Source organism: Marinibium conchae (genome assembly GCF_015595035.1).
Taxonomy (GTDB): Bacteria; Pseudomonadota; Gammaproteobacteria; order Enterobacterales; family Alteromonadaceae; genus Glaciecola.
The window spans coordinates 471,301-491,133 of record NZ_JADNRN010000002.1 but is presented as its reverse complement, the minus strand read 5'-3'; the positions used below and the strand labels follow the sequence as shown (position 1 = coordinate 491,133).

At 45.5% G+C, this 19,833-nt stretch carries 18 protein-coding genes; all 18 read right to left on the bottom strand.

Features of this window, described 5'->3' with window-relative positions:
• Positions 1 to 477, bottom strand: coding sequence for a rod shape-determining protein MreD (gene mreD / locus ISG33_RS09890; RefSeq protein ID WP_195733770.1), 477 nt, complete (start codon positions 475 to 477; stop codon positions 1 to 3).
• A gap of 11 nt (positions 478 to 488) precedes the next feature.
• Positions 489 to 1,397 carry a rod shape-determining protein MreC gene (gene mreC / locus ISG33_RS09885; protein ID WP_195733431.1) on the bottom strand — a complete coding sequence of 303 codons (909 nt, stop codon included), beginning with the start codon at positions 1,395 to 1,397 and terminating at the stop codon, positions 489 to 491.
• Positions 1,398 to 1,421: 24 nt separating this feature from the next.
• The gene (locus tag ISG33_RS09880; protein WP_195733430.1) at positions 1,422 to 2,465 is read right to left on the bottom strand and encodes a rod shape-determining protein; all 1,044 of its coding nucleotides are present in this window, start codon (positions 2,463 to 2,465) and stop codon (positions 1,422 to 1,424) included.
• 180 nt (positions 2,466 to 2,645) lie between these two features.
• On the bottom strand, positions 2,646 to 7,658 hold the full coding sequence (locus ISG33_RS09875; protein WP_195733429.1) for a LamG domain-containing protein: 5,013 nt from the start codon (positions 7,656 to 7,658) through the stop codon (positions 2,646 to 2,648).
• 3 nt (positions 7,659 to 7,661) lie between these two features.
• Positions 7,662 to 8,111, bottom strand: a complete 450-nt coding sequence (locus tag ISG33_RS09870; RefSeq protein ID WP_195733428.1) for a type II secretory pathway component — start codon at positions 8,109 to 8,111, stop codon at positions 7,662 to 7,664.
• Positions 8,101 to 8,952 (bottom strand): prepilin-type N-terminal cleavage/methylation domain-containing protein, encoded by an 852-nt coding sequence (locus ISG33_RS09865; RefSeq protein ID WP_195733427.1) that lies wholly within the window; start codon positions 8,950 to 8,952, stop codon positions 8,101 to 8,103. The genes ISG33_RS09870 and ISG33_RS09865 overlap by 11 nt, the downstream gene beginning before the upstream one ends.
• The gene (locus tag ISG33_RS09860; RefSeq protein WP_229333524.1) at positions 8,952 to 9,563 is read right to left on the bottom strand and encodes a type IV pilus modification PilV family protein; all 612 of its coding nucleotides are present in this window, start codon (positions 9,561 to 9,563) and stop codon (positions 8,952 to 8,954) included. Before ISG33_RS09860 ends, ISG33_RS09865 begins: the two co-directional genes overlap by 1 nt.
• A complete protein-coding gene (locus ISG33_RS17230; protein WP_195733426.1) occupies positions 9,553 to 10,080 on the bottom strand; it encodes a type II secretion system protein in 528 nt (175 codons plus the stop codon). The genes ISG33_RS09860 and ISG33_RS17230 overlap by 11 nt, the downstream gene beginning before the upstream one ends.
• Before the next feature lie 52 nt (positions 10,081 to 10,132).
• Positions 10,133 to 10,642 carry a prepilin-type N-terminal cleavage/methylation domain-containing protein gene (locus tag ISG33_RS09850; protein ID WP_195733425.1) on the bottom strand — a complete coding sequence of 170 codons (510 nt, stop codon included), beginning with the start codon at positions 10,640 to 10,642 and terminating at the stop codon, positions 10,133 to 10,135.
• Between the two features lie 68 nt (positions 10,643 to 10,710).
• Positions 10,711 to 11,316 (bottom strand): prepilin-type N-terminal cleavage/methylation domain-containing protein, encoded by a 606-nt coding sequence (locus ISG33_RS09845; RefSeq protein WP_195733424.1) that lies wholly within the window; start codon positions 11,314 to 11,316, stop codon positions 10,711 to 10,713.
• Positions 11,317 to 11,346: 30 nt separating this feature from the next.
• The gene (locus ISG33_RS09840) at positions 11,347 to 11,832 is read right to left on the bottom strand and encodes a hypothetical protein (RefSeq protein ID WP_195733423.1); all 486 of its coding nucleotides are present in this window, start codon (positions 11,830 to 11,832) and stop codon (positions 11,347 to 11,349) included.
• Positions 11,832 to 13,058: a type II secretion system F family protein gene (locus ISG33_RS09835; protein ID WP_195733422.1), complete on the bottom strand. Its 1,227-nt coding sequence runs from the start codon at positions 13,056 to 13,058 to the stop codon at positions 11,832 to 11,834. The genes ISG33_RS09840 and ISG33_RS09835 overlap by 1 nt, the downstream gene beginning before the upstream one ends.
• Positions 13,058 to 14,890 carry a GspE/PulE family protein gene (locus tag ISG33_RS09830; protein ID WP_195733421.1) on the bottom strand — a complete coding sequence of 611 codons (1,833 nt, stop codon included), beginning with the start codon at positions 14,888 to 14,890 and terminating at the stop codon, positions 13,058 to 13,060. Before ISG33_RS09830 ends, ISG33_RS09835 begins: the two co-directional genes overlap by 1 nt.
• Positions 14,891 to 14,893: 3 nt before the next feature.
• Positions 14,894 to 16,180, bottom strand: coding sequence for a tetratricopeptide repeat protein (locus ISG33_RS09825; protein WP_195733420.1), 1,287 nt, complete (start codon positions 16,178 to 16,180; stop codon positions 14,894 to 14,896).
• Positions 16,177 to 17,103 (bottom strand): ExeA family protein, encoded by a 927-nt coding sequence (locus ISG33_RS09820; RefSeq protein WP_195733768.1) that lies wholly within the window; start codon positions 17,101 to 17,103, stop codon positions 16,177 to 16,179. Before ISG33_RS09820 ends, ISG33_RS09825 begins: the two co-directional genes overlap by 4 nt.
• A 2-nt stretch (positions 17,104 to 17,105) precedes the next feature.
• Complete coding sequence (gene mshL, locus ISG33_RS09815; protein WP_195733766.1) at positions 17,106 to 18,794, bottom strand: pilus (MSHA type) biogenesis protein MshL; 1,689 nt, start codon at positions 18,792 to 18,794, stop codon at positions 17,106 to 17,108.
• Entirely contained in the window at positions 18,787 to 19,155 is a 369-nt protein-coding gene (locus tag ISG33_RS09810) for a hypothetical protein (protein WP_229333523.1), read from the bottom strand. The genes mshL and ISG33_RS09810 overlap by 8 nt, the downstream gene beginning before the upstream one ends.
• Positions 19,145 to 19,828, bottom strand: a complete 684-nt coding sequence (locus ISG33_RS09805; RefSeq protein WP_195733419.1) for an MSHA biogenesis protein MshJ — start codon at positions 19,826 to 19,828, stop codon at positions 19,145 to 19,147. The genes ISG33_RS09810 and ISG33_RS09805 overlap by 11 nt, the downstream gene beginning before the upstream one ends.
• Positions 19,829 to 19,833: the final 5 nt, after the last annotated feature.

Sequence of the window (19,833 nt, the reverse complement as noted above, 5' to 3'; positions counted from 1 at the left end):
CTAAGTTACTCGTAATAATCGGCGATAACGTCGCAAGAGCCAAAATAGCCAAGGCCAAATGAAAACCGAGGTGACTACTGGCCACAAGAATCCAAGGCGAAACTCTACCCCTGTTAACCAATATTGTAACCAGTAAGCTAGCATATGATATAAGGTTGCCAGCATGAATATCATCATGGCTTGTTGCACCACGCTATAATTTCTAAAACGCTGATAGTTCGCTGCTACCAAGTAAACAGGAATAGCCATTGCAAAGCTATGCACGCCAAGCGAGGTACCATAAAGTATATCAAGTATAATGCCACAGACAGCAGCAATACCAACGCCCACTCTATTAGGCAAGGCCATTGTCCAATAACAAAGAATAAGCAGCAACCAATCAGGACGATACAAATCGAAAATAACCGGCATTGGCATAATTTGAAGAATAAAGGCCACGCCGATACTGGCCGGTATGAGTATTTGACGCCCCTTAATGAGCTTCTTCATTATAAGTCGCCCTCGCTTTTTGTAGCGTCATTGATGGTTGACTCAAGCAAGAGTTGGTCGTCAGGGCCTATGGCATTTTCCGGTGCCTGATCCGACGGCCAAAGTAGTAATAAGTACTTTAATCTGTCTAGCATAGCCAAAGGCCGAGCTCGAACATCTGCAAAAGGCCGACTTTCATCACGCCCTATTTCTTCAATAACACCTACAGGGTAACCTTCAGGAAAAACATCACCTAGGCCGGATGAAACGAGAACGTCTCCCTCTTGAATATCAGCACTGTGAGGTACATGCTGCAATTTAAGGCTGTCGAGACGACCATCGCCCAGGGCAATAAAGCGCACATTGTTTCTTTCTATCCTAATTGGAATAGCGTGCGTTACATCAGAGATGAGCAGTACTCTACTGTTGGTGCTACCAACTTCAGATACTTGCCCGACAATACCGTTGTCATCGAGCACCGACTGATTCAAATAAACGCCGTCGATGGCGCCTTTGTTTATCACTATTTGATGACTGTAAGGGTTGGTATCAACAGCCATGAGTTCCGTTATCATTTTATGTACGCTATCACGTACAGGCGCATCGAGTAGTTTGCGCAAATCGTTATTTTCTTGTTGGAGGATTTTGAAACGTTGCAGTTGTTCGTTCATCAAGGCAATACGATTGGTGAGCTCTTTGTTGTCAGCTAGAAGCTTTTGGCGGGAGCTGAAGCGTTCAGCACCCCAACTCATCATTTCACCAGGTAGGTTAGCAATGTATTGCAGTGGACTAACCATAGAATTGAGGTAAGTCCTTGCCGCCGCGAAGTTTTCAACTTTTGTATCAATCAGCATGGCCGCTAGTGATAACACTAGAACGATAGCTAATCTAACGGGCAGGCTGGGCCCTCGTGCAAAAACTTCATTCATAACAGGCCAAGGCTGTCCTTCAGGCTATTCGTAGCTGAATAAGTCGCCACCGTGAAGATCGATCATATCAAAGGCTTTACCCCCGCCTCGAGCTACACAAGTAAGTGGATCATCCGCAATCACAACAGGAATACCGGTTTCTTCCATTAACAAACGGTCGAGGTCTTTTAGCAATGCGCCACCTCCGGTAAGCACCATTCCTCGTTCAGAAATATCTGAGGCTAGTTCAGGTGGAGATTGCTCGAGGGCAACCATTACCGCACTCACAATTCCCGAAAGCGGTTCTTGTAAGGCTTCAAGAATTTCGTTGCTGTTTAAATTAAAACCACGTGGCACACCTTCGGCAAGGTTTCGGCCACGCACTTCAATTTCGCGCACTTCTTCGCCGGGGTAAGCCGCGCCAATTTCGTGCTTAATTCTCTCTGCAGTAGCTTCACCGATAAGTGAGCCAAAGTTTCTTCGGATATAGTTTATGATGGCTTCATCGAACTTATCCCCACCTATTCGCACCGAGGAAGAGTAGACCACCCCATTAAGCGAAATAATAGCGACTTCAGTTGTACCGCCACCAATATCAACAACCATCGAACCGGTTGCTTCGGACACTGGCAGTCCTGAACCTATTGCCGCAGCCATAGGTTCGTCGATAAGGTACACTTCACGCGCGCCAGCACCTAGAGCCGATTCGCGAATAGCTCGACGCTCAACCTGAGTAGAACCACAGGGCACACACACCAATACTCTCGGGCTTGGACGTAGGAAATTGTTATCGTGAACTTGCTTAATGAAATGCTGAAGCATCTTTTCAGTTACGTAAAAGTCGGCGATTACACCGTCTTTCATAGGTCGAATAGCTTTAATATTACCAGGCGTTCTGCCTAGCATCTGTTTCGCTTCGTGGCCAACGGCTGCGACACTTTTGGGGCCACCTGCGCGTTCTTGTCGAATAGCTACCACAGATGGTTCATTCAAAACGATCCCTTGATCTTTTACGTAGATCAGTGTGTTCGCCGTTCCCAAGTCGATCGATAGATCGTTGGAGAACATGCCTCGAAGCTTTTTAAACATGGAGTGCCTTTTACATTATTGTTGTTATCGTGTTCGCGGATAGGATAGTTCACAAGGCGCGACTGCACGGTTTTCAAGATTATAGGTATAATCCTGCAACTTTACCAACGCCATGTGTTTAGGGCAAGCAAAGGCGAATAAAATTCACTTTTTATTCGCTTTATTTTTCAAGGCGCTCTTTTAGTCATTAAATACTTCACGCCAATTGATAGTGCGGTCGTTTCCACGATAAATACCAAAGGTAGCAATAGCACTCGGATTATCGTCATAGTCTCCGTCGTTATCCCAATCGAACAGTAGCCATTCATAAGCATCATAAGTCACTCCTATTTGACCCTGATTACCTGCACCAGTCGCCGACAAAAGGATGTTTTGAGTCTGCCCATTAACGAAGTTTCCAGTACTGCCGAGAACACCACTCAGTGCAGGGTCGAGAGAAATATTAGACAGCAGCACATTCGCAGGATCATAACTCACGAAAGAGTTGTCTGTACTTAGCACAAAGCCCCCAGCGGTGAAGTGCTCGAGTGCAATAGTTTGTGGGAAGTTAGCCGTTTCCGGTCCAAAACTATTCTCAATTGTCATGCGCCCGAAACGTATTTCAAGCCCCGTGGGCGATGCATCCACCAAGCTCGTTGCACTCACACCGTCTGCATCCGTTATTCCCGACAGCGCAAAATCAATGTCAGCGCTAAAAGGCGGAACGAGAGCATTTTCTGAACGGTTGTAATAGAAATTATCACTACTTGATAATTGATAATGCACAGTACCACGTGGCAGCGCTATGACACCCGAAGTGCTGGTTAAATCATTTTGACTTAAGACACCGGCCGTCATATTGGCCGAGATCGACAACAGAGTGCCATCCACACCAATCGCGACTTCATCGGTAGTGGGCACAAGCACACTCACACTGCTGCTTGATAAGGTCATGAAGTCGTTTGTGCTGCCTTGACTGTCTTCGTAAAAGTTCTGGGTCACTGCGCCTTGTTTGTTATAAGCTGTGATCGCGAAGGTGGGATTAGTCAAATAAGAAATAGCACCAACACTATTTGTTGCCTCATCCTTTTGACCACTAAAAGCAATAAACGAGTTTTGCGTGCCCGATGCAGATGCGTATTCAACAGCCAATACGCCATCATCGGCAACCGTTTGCTCATAATAGAACGGAGTAAAGCGCCCCAAATTTATCGCATTTGCGGGTATAACGATGCCTTGGTTACCGTAATTGTTATCTTGCAAATCGAGATTGAGAATCGCTACCTCAGAGTAATTTGCTGAGCTAAAGCGAGACACACCGCTCACAAAGGGTGTGAGTGTTACATTTTGCATCGTCGCACTGGCACTCGATGCTATTGCGCTGCCACTTGCGTAACTGAGTTGTCCATCAACACTTGAAGCAAGGCTCGGTGCAGTTCTGCGAAGTTGCATCTGAATTTGCCCAGGGGAATAGTTGGGGGTTATCACCGGTGTCGCTGCGCCATTAAATGCGCTGACAATGAATTCAAAGTCCTCACCTGCTGGATGGGTCACTGAAGAACTTGCCGAACTGCCGTTAATATCGCTACCTGCCGCTTGCGCTTGAATGATCAGTGCCGCAGGGCTTACCCAAAACGCATTGCTACTTCCTATTAAATTAATGCCAGCCTCTGAATAGCTCGCGCGCAACCGGATCTGTCCAGCATCTTGGTACACAGGAGTGTCGAGCGTTGCAATGCTATCGGCATCGAAGCTTAGAGACAAGCTAGTAGCCCCTGTATGCTTGGCAATGCTGCTAGCGCCCAAGTTGAAACTAAGCCCGCTTGTGCCGCCTGGATTAACATTTTCTTGTGATAGCTGAACCGTTTTTGTACCGCTAAATAAGGCAGTACAAACACCATCTGTATCCTTTACCGCTTGGATTTTTAATGCTTGAGGAAAGGCTATGCCGGACGTTTGATTCGCAATGCTGAGACTATTTGAGCTTCCTGATAAAAACCGAAAGCCGGCATCACTAAATTCCATATTGCAGGAATTACCCGTGCCGTCATCGCAAACTAATGCCGAACTTGGCACAATAGATTCATTTGCTATCGACAATATGACCGTTTCAACATCGGTGTTATTGAAACTAAGGTTTGTGCTGCCGACGAAGCTAGCACTGCTAACAGGGCTGCCGTCAACTAACAGGTCTAGGGACACCGCTTGTGAACTCAACGTGCTGCAAGCTGCATCTTCGCAAGCTTTAATCGTGATTGTTTCAGCATCACAGGTTAAGCCTTGTCCATCATGTTCTATTTCATAATGATGAACTGCTGGTGCGGGGCATGCGTGGCTTTCATTATACACCCCAACAATCTCATTGGCACTGAGTGCGCCCTTGTATACCCGTACTTCATCAATACTGCCGGTGAAACGTTTATCGGTTTCTCCGTTTTCAGTCTCACCACCAATAGTTGCGATACCATCATCTTCTCCCCAGGCGCCGGTATAGGTGCTCGTGGTGTCACCATTGGTAAGAGTTTGCAGAACGCCATTGATATATATTTCACGGGTTTTGTTCTCTGCGTTATGTACTGCGCTTACAAAAGTCCAGGTGTTAGCGGGGATTAATGCTTGGGTGTCAATTATTATCGGTGTCACATTTCGTGAATAAAAGCGCAAGCGCGCACTGCCAGAATCACCTAAGCTAAAGCCATAACCACGTTGCTGACCACTGAACTGCTCATCATCAATGAATATCCGTGAGCCTTGGTCTGTATTGCTAGGATTTATCCAAGCGGTAATGGTAAAACTATCGGTGAGATTTCCGAAACTGGCCGGTAACGCAAGATAATCGTCACTGCCATCAAATTCTCCATAACCACATGTTCCAGGGTTGCCACTAATTGCTCGGTTAACATCATTGGTTGATGCACCGTTTCGTGATTGTGCAGGAAAGCTGCCTGCTTGATCAACCACCTCAGCCGCTGCGCCACTCCAAGAAAATTCGTCCATACGGTAATTAACTAATTCCGATACACACGACCTTGTCGTACCGTCATAGTTATTACCATTAAGTTGGTTAGTGTAAATAGTTTGGATGTCGTCTGCTGAAAGGATGCTGTCGAACACAAGCACTTCATCGAGGTCGCCGATATAGTTGATAGACGAAAAGCTATTGTCGATTCTACCAATGCTGCCAAAGGCATTTGTTATGACCCCACTGTCGGTTATTGCGCTTCCCTCTAACACCCCGTCGACGTAGACCTGCGCTGCGCCATTATCTGAGTTATAAGTGAGAACAATATGATGCCATGTACCATCTGCAACCTGCGTGCTCGATAAAGCTGCCGTGCCATCTCCTTTCTGTATGCCAATGCGACTACTCGCGTCGATGTAGCCCCAAAAAATATCATTAGTACCACCTTGCTCCTCAAGGCCAATAATGCCCGGAGCATTCCAAGGTCTGAAATTACCGCTTTGTGTACTGCGCATCCAATAACTCACTGTTGCAGTGCTAGTTAGGTAGGTATCAAAACCACTTACATCTACTCTATCGTTACTTCCATCGAAGCTTGCTGCTCTGCAAACCTGACCTGCAGCGAAGGTTTGTGCATCATCAATTGCCACACCGTCAAAACCACTATTTCGATACTCTAGCACTTCATCGCTTACACCATTCCAGCTTAACTCGTCGAAGCGATACTCGAGCTTGGGTGCCTCGATAGCACAGGGGCGAGTTTCTGTGTACAGCGCTTGTATTTCGCTGTCGGTGAGTACGCCATTATAAACTCGTACTTCGTCAAGGCTGCCCTCAAAGTTATAGATATCGGTGTTGGCAACGCCACCTATTCGTAACTCGCTATTCACAAAAGCCAAATTGTTGTCAGGGGGATTACCATAATCATTTAAGCTTTGCTCAACACCGTCAATGAACAAACGGTTTTCCCTCACATCGCCGTTGGTAAATTCAGCAACAACGTGCTTCCATTGGTTAGCAAAACCCGTGCTTTCAATACCCCGCAAGTCTATTTGCCAAGTGTTGAAACCAAAGAATCCATCTCGTAACCATAAATCATGAAAGTTCCAACCAATCGGCATAACATCGTTTGTGCCGTCCCAATTCATCCAGAAGGCTACCGTTGTTTTTGCACCCGTCGTCGCTGTATCGACGTCCAAGCTGGTAATGCGGATAGAGCCATCATTAAAGTCTGCGTATCCGCAGGTTCCAGGGTTACCGACTAGTGCAGGAGATGTATCCGCGCTCACCACACCCGTATCCACCCTGCCATCATAACCGTTACCAGTACTATCAACGATTTCTCCTGCAGCACCGTTCCAAAGAGAGTCCTCAAATTGATAACTAGCAAGGGCTTGCGCGGGTTGCGTAACTGTGCAGAAAGCATTGAAGTTAGCCTGCTCAACTGCACTTAAATCACTCACCACTGTTGAACCAAAATCGAGGCTCAGGCTGGGGGCGGAAATCGCGCCTGTAAAATTACCTTCGTTTTCGATAAAGACAGTAGATGAAGAATACAAATAGCCATTAAAATCAGTAGAAAAGCCGAATCTCAGCTCATCATAGGCGATCAAGACTAGCTGTTCTGGATCACCTAGGGCGTTAATTTGAAGGTCAGCTTCGTCCACAAATGAGCTATTTACAATCAAAATGACTTTGTCGTCGCCATTAATTTGAAGATCGAGACCACTACTTAATCTGAAGTCTTCTATCCAATAAACGCCCTCTTCAAAAATAATGGTTTTCTCACTGGAGTTTTCTGCTCGCAGCTCTCTGATGAAGGTGGTCTGATTGTTCTGGGTAAATCGTAATGTCCCTTGAAAATTCACAAAAATGCTATCGTAAGCACCTTGAGCAAGGTTGACCGTTTGGCCGTTAGCTACATTTACATCTGTTGTTCCGCTACTTTGCTGGAAGCTTGGTAGAGTTAGCGCAGCGGCCCGATCGCCAGAATCAACGCAGCGCTGAGAACCACAACTGAGTTCCGAACCGATAGTACTGTCGGCTGCTATACCCATATTAATGCTGCCGTCGGTACCCGAAATCAACACCGATTGTCCAATCTTAACTTCCCCAGAGCTTGACGATGATGACAATACATTGGGAAATACATCCACACACTCGGCAGCAAATAGCTTGAATGGAAGAAGCGGTATTACCAACACCAATGCAAGTAATAGCTTTATACTTAGTTTTGCATTATCGGCTATCATTATTTACATCCCTTGCATCGCGTCAACCGACACCGTTCGGCTAACTATTACATCACCAAAGCCACAGGTTCCGGTGCTGGTAAACTTAAAATAGCGATGGGTTTCGCTACCATAGTTGATATCCGATGAACTGCAACGTGCAGTAAATTGGCAGTTTTCGAAACCATTTATTGAAGCAAAGCTCAAAGGGCTACTTAGCACTTGATTACACAGCTGAGGAGCAGAGTTTAACGGAAAAGAGACTAAACCTAGTTCCTGAATTCCGGCATTTGCGGCATTTTTCGCACGCACACCATACACCTCATATAGCACTGTATTTGAAGAGGCGCTCAACATATTTACCAATACACCAGCAAGCAAAGCAAGAACGATGATAGCGAACAAGGCCATGACTATCATGCTGCCCGCTTGTTTGTGCCTTGCTTGTTTATGCGTGTTGAGTTTATGGCACATTAGGAATATGTATCTCCTGAGTAAAAGTCATACTTTCATTGTTTCGGGTAAAAATAAATTGAGTCTGGGTGTAGGCATTTCGCCGCAAAGACGCATCAACAATACGGAAAGGGTTTAAGCTATTCGTGCCGGCAGCACTAGGGTTCGCACTCAATTGATTAGCTAAATTCTCAGCCATTAAGACGCCTCCTGTAGAAAAGACCGGCTGAGTTGCCGCCAAAGCCGATTCATGCCTGTAAATAGAAGCGCCTCTTACACAATAGCTTGTGGTCGCTTGACCGATATATAGGCGCTCGGCTGGGCTTGATTGGCCGAAGCTTGCGTTTACACTTAATTGCACAACACCATCCACGTCATCATCGGTACTGCAATCACCATCGCCATCGTCACTGCAAGCGCTAATTAGTCGACGTTGAGTACTTGAGTTACTGTAAATGTCGGCGTTACTGGTTGGATAGACAAAAGCAAAGTCATTATTAATACTTGGAGTGAAGACAGTGCCGTCAATGTCTTGCATCTCTACCACGTCAACTTCGGTATCTGTGTCGGGGAGCGTGGGTAAGTCAAAGTAAAAAGTACTCCACTTCATCGGCACAAACTGCAAGCAATGAACCGCAGCATTGCCAGCAAGACGCACTGAGTTTGGTATGGCTTGGGCAATTTCTCGATTAATCCGCTCGACGGCAAAACTACCATCACGCAGTAAACGCTCACGCTCACTGGTATCCACAAAGATTTGTGTTGATGAACTAATAAATCGGGTAATCCCGACCGACACTACGCCTAACACAACAATGACCATGACTAATTCAATCAGAGTAAAACCAGCTTTATTTCTCATCAGAAATTCCCTTTCACTGCGCTTGCGCTGATTTGTTCGCCACCCGGTGTGGTAATCGTTATCAATACTAATTTTTTGTTACCGGGTGCAGTGTCGGCGATGCCATCAAGGTTAGCATCGTAAATCACGCTAACCTGGGCTGTGAAGCCGTTGTAAATGTTGTTTCCATTCACGCTAGTGCCTAAGCCTAAAGAGCTTAATATGTTAGCGCCGCTAAAATTAAAACCATTGTAGTCATCTACATCGTCGAATAATTCGCGGTTTTCACCAGCGTCGGGCCCTAAGTTTGCTGCAGAAGTACAATTAACAAAGGTCGCGCTGCTATCATTTTCGCCGCAACGAGTGGCTCCTCCGGCCAAATTCGAGTTTTCGTCAAAGGCTTTAGCTGTTATTTCACTGCTTAACGACTGAGCAAGCGACGCTGCTCTCACTTGCCAAATAGGGTCGATGCCTTTACGCACCTGTGGCTGCAAAAAATTTATCACCGATACCATGGCAACAGCAAAAATGAGTATGCCCACAATCAGCTCTATCAGGGTAAAACCCATCTGCTTGCGATACTCACATGTATTGCAATGTGACCGCTTACTGGTGAGAGCGTTAACATGCACGAATGTAGCCCTCAGACGCCACACACACACTGGCTGTCGTTTCGCCGCTAAAGTCAATTTGGCATCCACTCGCACAATTTGTCGCAGAGGTTTGTGGAACACCAAAGGAATCGAACTGAATATAGGATACAGATGCACTGCCATCATTCACCTGCATACTCACATTCGCATCGGCTATTTCGCCACTGTCTGTGCGCAGGAAACTTGGCGCTGAAAAATCAATAGTAGACGAACAGGTAGCCGCCTCATTGCCTGACGCAAAAGAACGAGCTGCGGGGCCAAAAGCGATATCAGCACTAGTAGAAATAAGATTGATTCGATGGCAGAAGTTAGGACGAGAGTCTTGCATGGCGCGAATTTGCATATTTCGCAAAACGGATATTAGACGATTTTGAAAGGCATATTCCGAGTAACCTGCGCTGCCCGTGAATCTCGGCAAGGCATACACAGCTAAGGTGCCGAGTATTACGATTACAATGATAAGCTCAAGGAGGGTAAACCCTCCTTGAGACTTCATTTTTTTAATGTTCGGGCCGAGCCATAACATTAGTATTTTTCAACTTTATACTCTAGCAACCACTAGGCTCAACGACAATACTAGGCGCTGGAGAGCTACTACTTGCATTGGTGTATTGAATATAACAGTTTGTTGCAATAGCCGTTGCTTTGTCGGTAACAGCCGTTGATTCAAATGTAATAACAAAGTCGTCGTCAGTACCATTGCCGTGTACTTCAAAATCACCTGCGCTTAAATCGAGGAAAGTTGTCACGTTAGCGTTTGAGGTGATTGTAAGTGCGTTAGGGTAGCCCAAAATGGTGCTCACGGTGTCCGACCCATTGAGGGTTACATCCACTGCTGTCGAACTGCTTTGCACGCCCTGAATAGCTGCTTTAGCGTACACTAGCTGTGAAGAGCCTTGTAATGCTGCTTTTACACCTTCAAGAGTCGACGCTCTAGCATCTGACTGCAAATCGATAAAACGTGGAGCTGCAGTAACGGCTAGGATGCCCAGAATTACAATAACGATGATTAGTTCGATTAGTGTAAAACCTTTCTGGTTTGATTTCTGATGTTTCATAATAATTCCCTCGAAGTGGATATTTCTATTAAATTGCAAAGTTAAAAAATGGAGTAATAGCTATTCACTTAGTTATTACTAAACACAATCACTTGACCAATCCGTGGGTCATAAACAAAGCCGTTACCTACACCTGTGGTAAGTGGCTCACTAGCGTTGTTCTTTACGGTTTGAGTAAGATAATAATGGCAAACATCATTACCACCCGAACCCGCGCTTTCATTCACATTTGTGAAATAGCGAAAGTCTTCGATTGCCTGAGCACCCCACACTGACGTAATGCTTGGTGCGCTCTGCATAATTAGGTTAAAGATACTCTCGCAGTCCAATGCGCTCATATTTTCGTCTTCTGAACTCGCGTCATTATTGAGCTGTCCTGTCGGATAGCCGGTGTCACCATCAACGCCGACTGCTATACCCTCAATGGTTACAGAGCTTAAGTTAGCGCCGTTGTTATTTTTAGGTCGCGCCTCTAGCTCCCATTGCGCTCTTACTAAACCAACGCCGGTAGCAAAACCACCCGCCACGCCTTCAACGGTAGCGTCTTCAGCTTCTCTTGGCACGTCGAGAAAACGTGGAATTGCAACTGCACCCAAAAGACCTAACAACACCACAACGATCACTAATTCAATTAATGTAAAACCGCGTTGTGAATGACTTCTACCTGCTAACATAATGACTCCAATAGGTCTGTTATGGCTAACTTAGCGCACGATGCCGGTGCCCAAGTGATATTCAAATTCTTGACCCTTTCGCTGATACCGACATATATCGGCATGAGTCTGAGAGTCATTAGCTTTTTTAAAAGCTATCTCGAGCGCTAAAAGTCGCTCCAAATCAATGTTCGTTTCCAAAGCACTTATTTGAACTTTGCCATCATCAACAAACATTGCCAGTATGTCTTTACAACCCTGAACCGACCCTACTACTTGCGGCCATCCAGCGTCATTCATTGCAATACGATGTTGCTCTTGCAGCGCGGCCTCGTAATCAATTGAATCGGGGCGCCCCTCGTATTGCCATTGCCAATGCATTTGCACCAAACCCTTTTGCACTGCCGTTTTCATATTGTCGAATGTGGCATCTTGTGTACTCTCGGTAGTTTGGTCTAACACCGTTTTGTACATCCCTGCTGCCACAAGCATTATGACGATAAATGTGCATAATATTTGAAACAGCTTGCTAGACATTACTTGCCTTGCACCACGCTCATCATGTCCCACATTGGCGTGAATATGCCCAGTGCCAAAATCAACACCATTCCTGCCACGATAGCGATCAATATAGGCTCTATTTTTGAAGTGAGACTCTTTAAGTCATACTCCACTTCTCGCTCGTAATACTCTGCCACTTCTTGCAGCAATTCATCCACACGCCCGGTCTCTTCACCCACGCTTATCATTTGCATAACGAGCGGAGTAAACAAGCCGCTGTTTTGCGCCACCCTCGACAAGTTTTCACCTTTCTCAATTCGTTGACGCATGGTGATTATGGCTTTACTCATGTAGCTATTGCTAACCGCATCTGAGACGAGGTTCAATGCCGTTGTTAGCGGTACACCAGCTTTTAACATCATCGCAAAGCTTCTCGCGAACCGACCTAGCAATGAGCGCTCAATTATTGAGCCTACAAGCGGCACCGACAGTTGTAATTTATCCCATTTATAGCGCCCTTGTTTAGTATCAAGATAACGCGATGTTATGAAAATACATACGCTAATAATCACGACCAGCACCCACCATTGATGCAAGAAAAAGTTCGACATTCCTATTAAAAACAAAGTGATAGTGGGTAGCTCAGCGTCAAACTTCTCAAACATACTTGCGAAGACAGGAATAACGAAAATGTTCATGATCACCAAAGCAATAGCAAGGGCAAACACGACAAACATGGGGTATCGAGTTGCTGCTTTAATTTGTTTGCGGGTTTCTTGCTCTCTTTGTAAATACTCTGCAAGCTGCGCAAATGCCGCATCGAGTTGCCCGGTGTTTTCACCAACATGAACAACGCTCACAAAAAGCTGATTAAATATTTTAGGATGTTGTGCCAGAGCTGAAGAAAGGTTGCGACCGCGCTCTAAATTTTCAATCACCGCGTTTAATGCATGGCGCATCCGCTTTGAGTTCGTGTTTGACAAACCCGATACGGCTCGAATAATCGGGATACCTGCTTTCGACAAGGAATACATTTGCCGAGCAAAAATAACAAGGTCGTCAATACTTACCTGAGGCACAAACAAACCTATCTCACTGTCGCTTTTAGATTTGCCTTTAGCCCCACTATTTGCCGCAATATCAATGGGGACAATATTCCGACTCATCAAAATTCTTGCTGCGCTTGGCTCATCGGTCGCTTCTATCACGCCATTAACTAGCTGACCATCGCTCTCCCGGCCCTTGTAAGCAAAGCTCGCCATTAGTCATCATCCTCTAAGGACAAACCGCTTCCACTAAAACCTGTTTGCAGACTCCCGGCCAACTTAGACTCACCCTGCTGGCCCTGTGGTGCCATAGCAACAGGGACATTACTTTCAATGCTCGCATCGACGGGTGTTTTTTCCTGTCCATCACTCACCATTTCAACTAACTTGAGTACTTCGTCAATGCTAGTAATGCCCTGCATTGCATAAAGTAGGGCCGAGTGAGCCAGAGGTTTATAATCTGGGTTAGCTTGCGCTGCTGCCGAAAAACCACTGGTGTCGTTATTCTTCAGTGCATTCATCATAGGTTCGTTCATTTCCAATAGCTCAAATACGCCTACACGTCCACGATATCCAGAGTGATTGCATTTTTGACAGCCTTTACCTTTTTTGAAGCTGACCCCTGAAATGTCTTCATTCAGCGTTTTCAGGTAGAAACGTGATTCATCGGTGAGTTGTTCGTCAACCACGCAATTATCACAAATCCTCCTCACTAGACGTTGGGCGATTATTGCTCTCAAAGAGCTTGCCACCAAGTAGCCTGGAGCGCCCATATCAATTAGACGAATAGCGCTGCTGATACTGTCATTGGTATGTAGTGTCGATAACACTAGATGCCCAGTTAGGGCGCCTCGCAAGCCTATTTCAACGGTCTCTTTGTCGCGCATTTCCCCAACCATAATGATGTCTGGGTCTTGTCGTAAGGTTGTTCTAAGTACTTGTGAAAACGTGAGATCAATTTTATGGTTAACTTGCACTTGGTTGATGCGAGGTAAGCGATACTCAACGGGGTCTTCTACTGTGATAATTTTTGACTGTGGCTTATTGAGTTCGGTCAACGATCCATAAAGTGTTGTCGTTTTACCTGAGCCAGTTGGCCCAGTGACCAAAATCATGCCATGAGGACGCTCAAGTAGCTTCCGGTAGCGTGTTACAATGTTTGGCGGCATACCGGTTTGGTCAAGGGTTAACACCCCCTCTGATTGATCTAACAAGCGCATCACCACAGATTCACCTGCTTGCACCGGCATAGTCGACACACGAACATCAATGGTACGACCTTTAATTTTTACCTGTGCTCGTCCATCTTGAGGCAATCGTTTTTCGGATATGTCCAAGCCCGACATCAATTTCAGACGCAATACTAGCGCATTAGCAATGTTTCGCTCTGGGATAACCGTTTCTTGTAACTGCCCATCTACGCGCTGACGAATTCGAAGTTGTTTTTCTTCAGGCTCAATATGGATATCTGACGCTTTGGCCATAACGGCATCTTCAAATATCGACTGCAACAGTTTCGCAACGGCCGTGTCTTGCTCGCCGTCAACGCCGGTTTCAAGTTCAAAATCTTGGGCATCGTCATATTCTTCTGCCAACTCTTGGGCGAAAGACGCAATCTCTTCCGTTTTTCGGTAAAAGTTTTCGTAGGCAGCAAATAACTGCGTTTCACTTACTACTGCAATTTCAATAGGCTTTGGAAGACGATTGCTTAAATCATCCACGGCATTAATATCGCCTGGATCACTCATACCAACGAGTAACTTTTCACCCTTATCATCTAGCACAAGCGCACGATAGCGACGTGCTTGAATTTCTGGCAGTAATTTTACCGCTTCAGGGTCAACACGATATGCATCGATGTCAATAAGTGGCACGTTTAAATGCGTCGAGAGCAGAGAGAGTAGTTGTTCCTCTGTAACTAAATCCATCGCAATCAAAGTGGCGCCTAATTTACGACCAGATTTTCGCTGTTCGGATAAGGCGTCTTGCAACTGCGCATCGTTGATTAGCTTGTTTTGTACGAGTAAGTCGCCTAAACGAATCTTCATTCTTTATGATCCCACTAACGCTGCCAATCGCCCATCAACAAAACTGACAACCTGTGTTGATAGCTGATTTGAGGATTTGACTTGTTTATAAGTAGCAACTGCTTGCTCATGAAATTCTTGCTTGTCTTGGCTGATCGCTAAACCTAAAAGCCAACGTGCATTATTTGGTTGCCTTTGTAGCAGGGTTAAATAGTCGCTTTGTGAACGAGCATAATCACCTTGTTTTTCGGCCAAAGCAGCCCGAAAACTTAGCAACTCATTGTCCGCTAGCACCGTTGGAGGATGTTCATTCAGTATGGCAAGCGCTTGGGAATTTTTATTTTCCCGAAAGAGTAAACGGGCCTGCATGAGACGCATACTGCTATCTTCTGGATGCAGTTTCACCCCTTGATGGAGTAGCATTGCTGCCCTTATAGGGTCGCCTTGGGCGAAAGACAAACTGGCTAAACGCTTGCGCGCACCAATATTTCGTGGCTCGCGCTGCACAAGCTCGTTTAAATCTTTTATGGCAGCGGCGGTATCACCGTTTTTAAGCGATAACTGTATACGCTGCTCCAGCATATTGTTGCTACCTTGCGTTCTGCGATTGGAGCTAACACTAAACACCGGCTCTTGCTCAGACAACACTTGTTTTGCCGAGCTTGGCAGGGCTTGCTCTTTCTGTTGAAACTCTTGCCCTTCCTTAAGTCTTGGCTCAGGACTTAGCGCGATGGCTGTTTCAACTCTTGGTTTAGCTGTCGGCTCAGTCTTTATGTGGGCTTGCGACGATGATGCGGGCTGAGCTTTGAGATTTATCGCTGCCGAATTCGTTTGAGCAGAGCTATTGGCAACATTATCTACTGCACTATTTAGCGTCTCGCTTTCAAGGCTGTCTGAGGCTAGCTTTTCAGCTTGCTCATTTGTATTAGGCGCATGTTTTGTTTGTGAGAGATCGCTTTGCGAGTTTTTGCTTTGGAGGGCGCCGCTTTGGAGGGCGCCGTTTTGGATGGCATCGCTTTGGAGAGCACTGCTTTGGAGAGCATCACTTTGCGAGTTTTTGCTTTGCGTCCTTGGGGAACTGGATTGACTTGGCTCTTGTGTCACTAGCACTTGCGCCACATCTTTTCGTTCAAGTTGCTTAGGCAGCAACCACAACACCAATGCACTGAGTATGAGCACAAGAAGGGTTAAACCCACCACTAAGCTCCGTGATTTAGCACCTTCACCTTCCATTGGAACATAATCAGCATTATTGGCTGTGGCATTCTCACGTTGCTCCAAGTCCTTGAGCATTTTGTTAACTACGCTCATTGGAACCAACCTGTTTCAGTCGCGGCAATGTTCATGCAAAGCAGCGCTACAACCGAGGCCGCATTGAATAAATGCCGAGAAAACCATGAGAAGACGCCTTTATTCGACACTGTTTTGGCCGCTTCGGTATCGTCAATTGCAGCAAGAACATGTGCCTTTGTGATTTTATGAACTCCCTCACCATAAGCAAGCATCAATGCTTTATGACAAAGCACGTTTACAATTCTGGGGGTGCCACCACTGGCTTTGTGCATTAGCTCGCAGCATGCGTGATCAAATAGGCCTTCAATTCGATAACCCGCAACTGACATTCTGTGGCGAACGTATTGATAGACTTGATCGGCACTCATGAGCTTCAAATGATAAGAAAAGGTAATGCGCTGAAGCAATTGTCGAAGTTTAGGCTGGCCAAGCTTTTGATCAAGCTCTGGCTGACCGAACAAGACTACTTGCAACAGTTTTTGCGACTCTGTCTCTAAGTTAGTCATCAAACGCAATGCCTCAATACTTTCATCCGGCAAGGCTTGTGCCTCATCTATGATAAGTACTGCATTTTTGTGTTGTTTGTGTATTTCAATAAGCCGTTGTTGAATAAGCTGGGTAAACTCTTGCTGATCGGTACCTTCTGGTAGCTCAACGTTTAACTCGGCTGCTACTGAGCGGCGCAGTTCCGCTGGGGAAAGGTAAGGATTCGGAATATAGGCAGTCACAAAACCATCTGGCAGTTCATTGAGCAACTTTCGACAAATGAGCGTTTTCCCTGCCCCTACCTCGCCCGTAACCTTGATGAAACCTTCGCCGCTTTTAAGAGCAGTAGACAGAACTTCTATTGCCTCTTTATGACTAGGAAGCCCAAAGTAATAACTCGTATTAGGAGTGAGCGTGAATGGTAACTCTTTGATGCCAAAGTGATACAGATACATGCCTACTCCACGTAAAGCCAATCGGCCATTTGCTCACGACTAGTTTCGATTTGATCGCGCCATGTGTTTTTGCCAACCACGGTAGGTTTGAGCAGTATGATCAGTTCTTTTTTGGTTTCTTTCTCGCGTTTATTTTTAAATAGGTTACCCATAAACGGAATATCGCCTAAGAAGGGCACCTTCGAATCCTCTGTGGTGACCACAGACTGCATCAGGCCGCCTATCACGACAATTTCACCCGATGTTGCACGAATAATCGTATCCGATTCACGAATAGTGCTTTGTGCTAAAGGTAATATGTATTGTTCTTCATTTAAGGTGATCACCTTCTCTTGCTCTTCGGTTTCGATCACAGAGGGGTGGATGTGCAATAAAATACTGCCGTTCTCATCAATTTGTGGGGTTACGTCTAGAGCAATACCGCTGAAGAAAGGCGTAAGACCAATATCTGGCGAGACCGAAGTTGAGCTGTTGCTGATGGTACTTTGACTAGAAACATCGGTAACAAAGTATTCGTCTTCACCTACTTTGATCACCGCTTTCTGGTTATTAATTGCTGTTACTCGAGGGCTCGAAAGTACTTGTACGTTGCCTTGAGTATCAAGCAAATTCAACACACCACTGAAGTCTTTGTTTAGGAAAGACAAAGAGGTAATGCCGCCTAGTGATGCTGTAATCTCATTACCTAGGTTAGCCACTGAGGTCGAAAAGCCCAAATCGGTGCTTCCCGCATGTGCCAGTACTTGATTCCAATTAATACCTTGTTGGTATTCATCACTTAGAGCCACTTCAAGAATACGCGCTTCAATGATAACTTGGCGCTGTAAGCTTTCTTCGGAAATATTTAAGAAATTACGGATAGTTTTTATTTCATCAGGTAACGCACGCACGGTGACTAATCCGGCTTGAGGACTAACAAGTACAGAACGGCCCTCGTCGTTGCCCAACATTTCTTTTAAACTCGTCTCCAAGTTCTCCCAGAAATTAGTTTCGGTTCTAGTGGTTATTGAGGTGCCATTGCTACCCACGTTACCATTTAGGCCGCCACTGTTGTTGCCACCTAAATTATTACCCACCTGAGAATTACCACTGAAGTTATTGAAACCGCCACTATTTTGGCCACTGTTGTTTTGATTCCCGCCGTTTTGAGATACTCCGCCGGAAATGATGCTGGTTTGAGTGTTGCCATCTCGTTGCATAAGTAAATAATTGACTGAAAATGTTTCGGTACGCATGCCTGCTGGGAACACCTTATAAATGTTGCCAGTTCGATCAATATGGAAGCCGTACAGGTCAGACACCAATTCAAATACCGTATCAAGCTCAACTTGTTTGAGGTCTAAAGAGATTAATCCTGATACTTCAGGGTGGATCGCAACCGAAAAAGGCGTGTCTTTCACTAAGCCCGAAAAGAAACTCACTGCGTCGATTTGGCGAGCATTAATGTCATATTTATCAGCTGCAAAGAGTGTTTCATTGCGGCCTTGTTGCTCACCAGCCAAGAGGTAATCACTCACTGCAGCTGCGAGTTCAGGTTGCACTTCTTGCAAGGCTTGCGAACGCGCTAGCTCTTCATCTAATTGCTTTGCAAGCGATGTTTCTACATGACTTTTCCCAGACGTTTGACAGCCTGCCAGCGAAATCGCAATGAAACATAGGCTTAAAGCCTTGCCGATTCGTAAACTATTCATCATTTGCCTGCTTTTTAAAATCACTATTTTCATTCACCAAAAACCGCACACTTTTGTCCGACGGCTCACTTATGTTCTGTAAATACACGGCGCTATTTGTAATTCGAGTTACGCGCCATCCAAGATAACTCTCGCCAGTTTTAAGCCACTGCTGATTGATAACTGCGTAATACACCTGATTCTTTTTGAGTACTGCGCTGACCACAATAGCAGCGTCTTTACTGATGCTACTTTCAACGAAGCGCTCAACCTTACCTGGAGGTCTGGTTGGATCTCCTTTGGCCAAAATCTGCGTAAATGGCAAGAATGCAAATAGCAAACTAAAGACGGTGCTGAATACAGCTTTGCGACTAGTTAACATTTAAGTAGGCCTCGCTTCTGCTCAGGGTAAACAATTCAATCTCTACCGTAGACCGTGGATACTCGTTGGCAGTCAAGCTCACACTGTCCCAATACAAACGCCATTGCATATTTTCTGATTTAGCTAAAAATGCTTGGGCGTCTGCATATGTGCCCTCAAACACTACCCGTAAACCATGCTGATATAAGACTGGCATTGCTTGCTGCTCATTTTCTTGTATACCCTGTTTTTCAGCAGTTTCTGCAGCATTTTCCTTGGCAAAAAGGTTTGACGGTGGGATGGACTCCATCTTGACAATAGCGAGTTTGTTGGCATCTTTAAGCAAGCTCTCTAGCACTAAGGGCATCACACTTGGCATGACCAATTTAGATAATTCACTTTCGAATCGCTTTTCGACCCTAACAATTTCATCGTTAATTGCTGCAGTTTGCTTTCTTGTTTCGTCGTCAACATCAACTTGAAGCTGCAATTCAAGCAACTCTACATTTTGTGACACCGTCGTGAGTTGTATTCGCGCATTTTGCATATCAACTCTAGCTTTCATTGCATTGGCGATCGCCGGCTCAATAAAACTGAGAATCATCACAAAGCAAAGCGCAAGTGGAAGTGTATAAAATATCAAGCGCTGCTCGCGCAAAGAGATTTGACTGAATTTTTTTTCTAAATTAGCCATTCTGC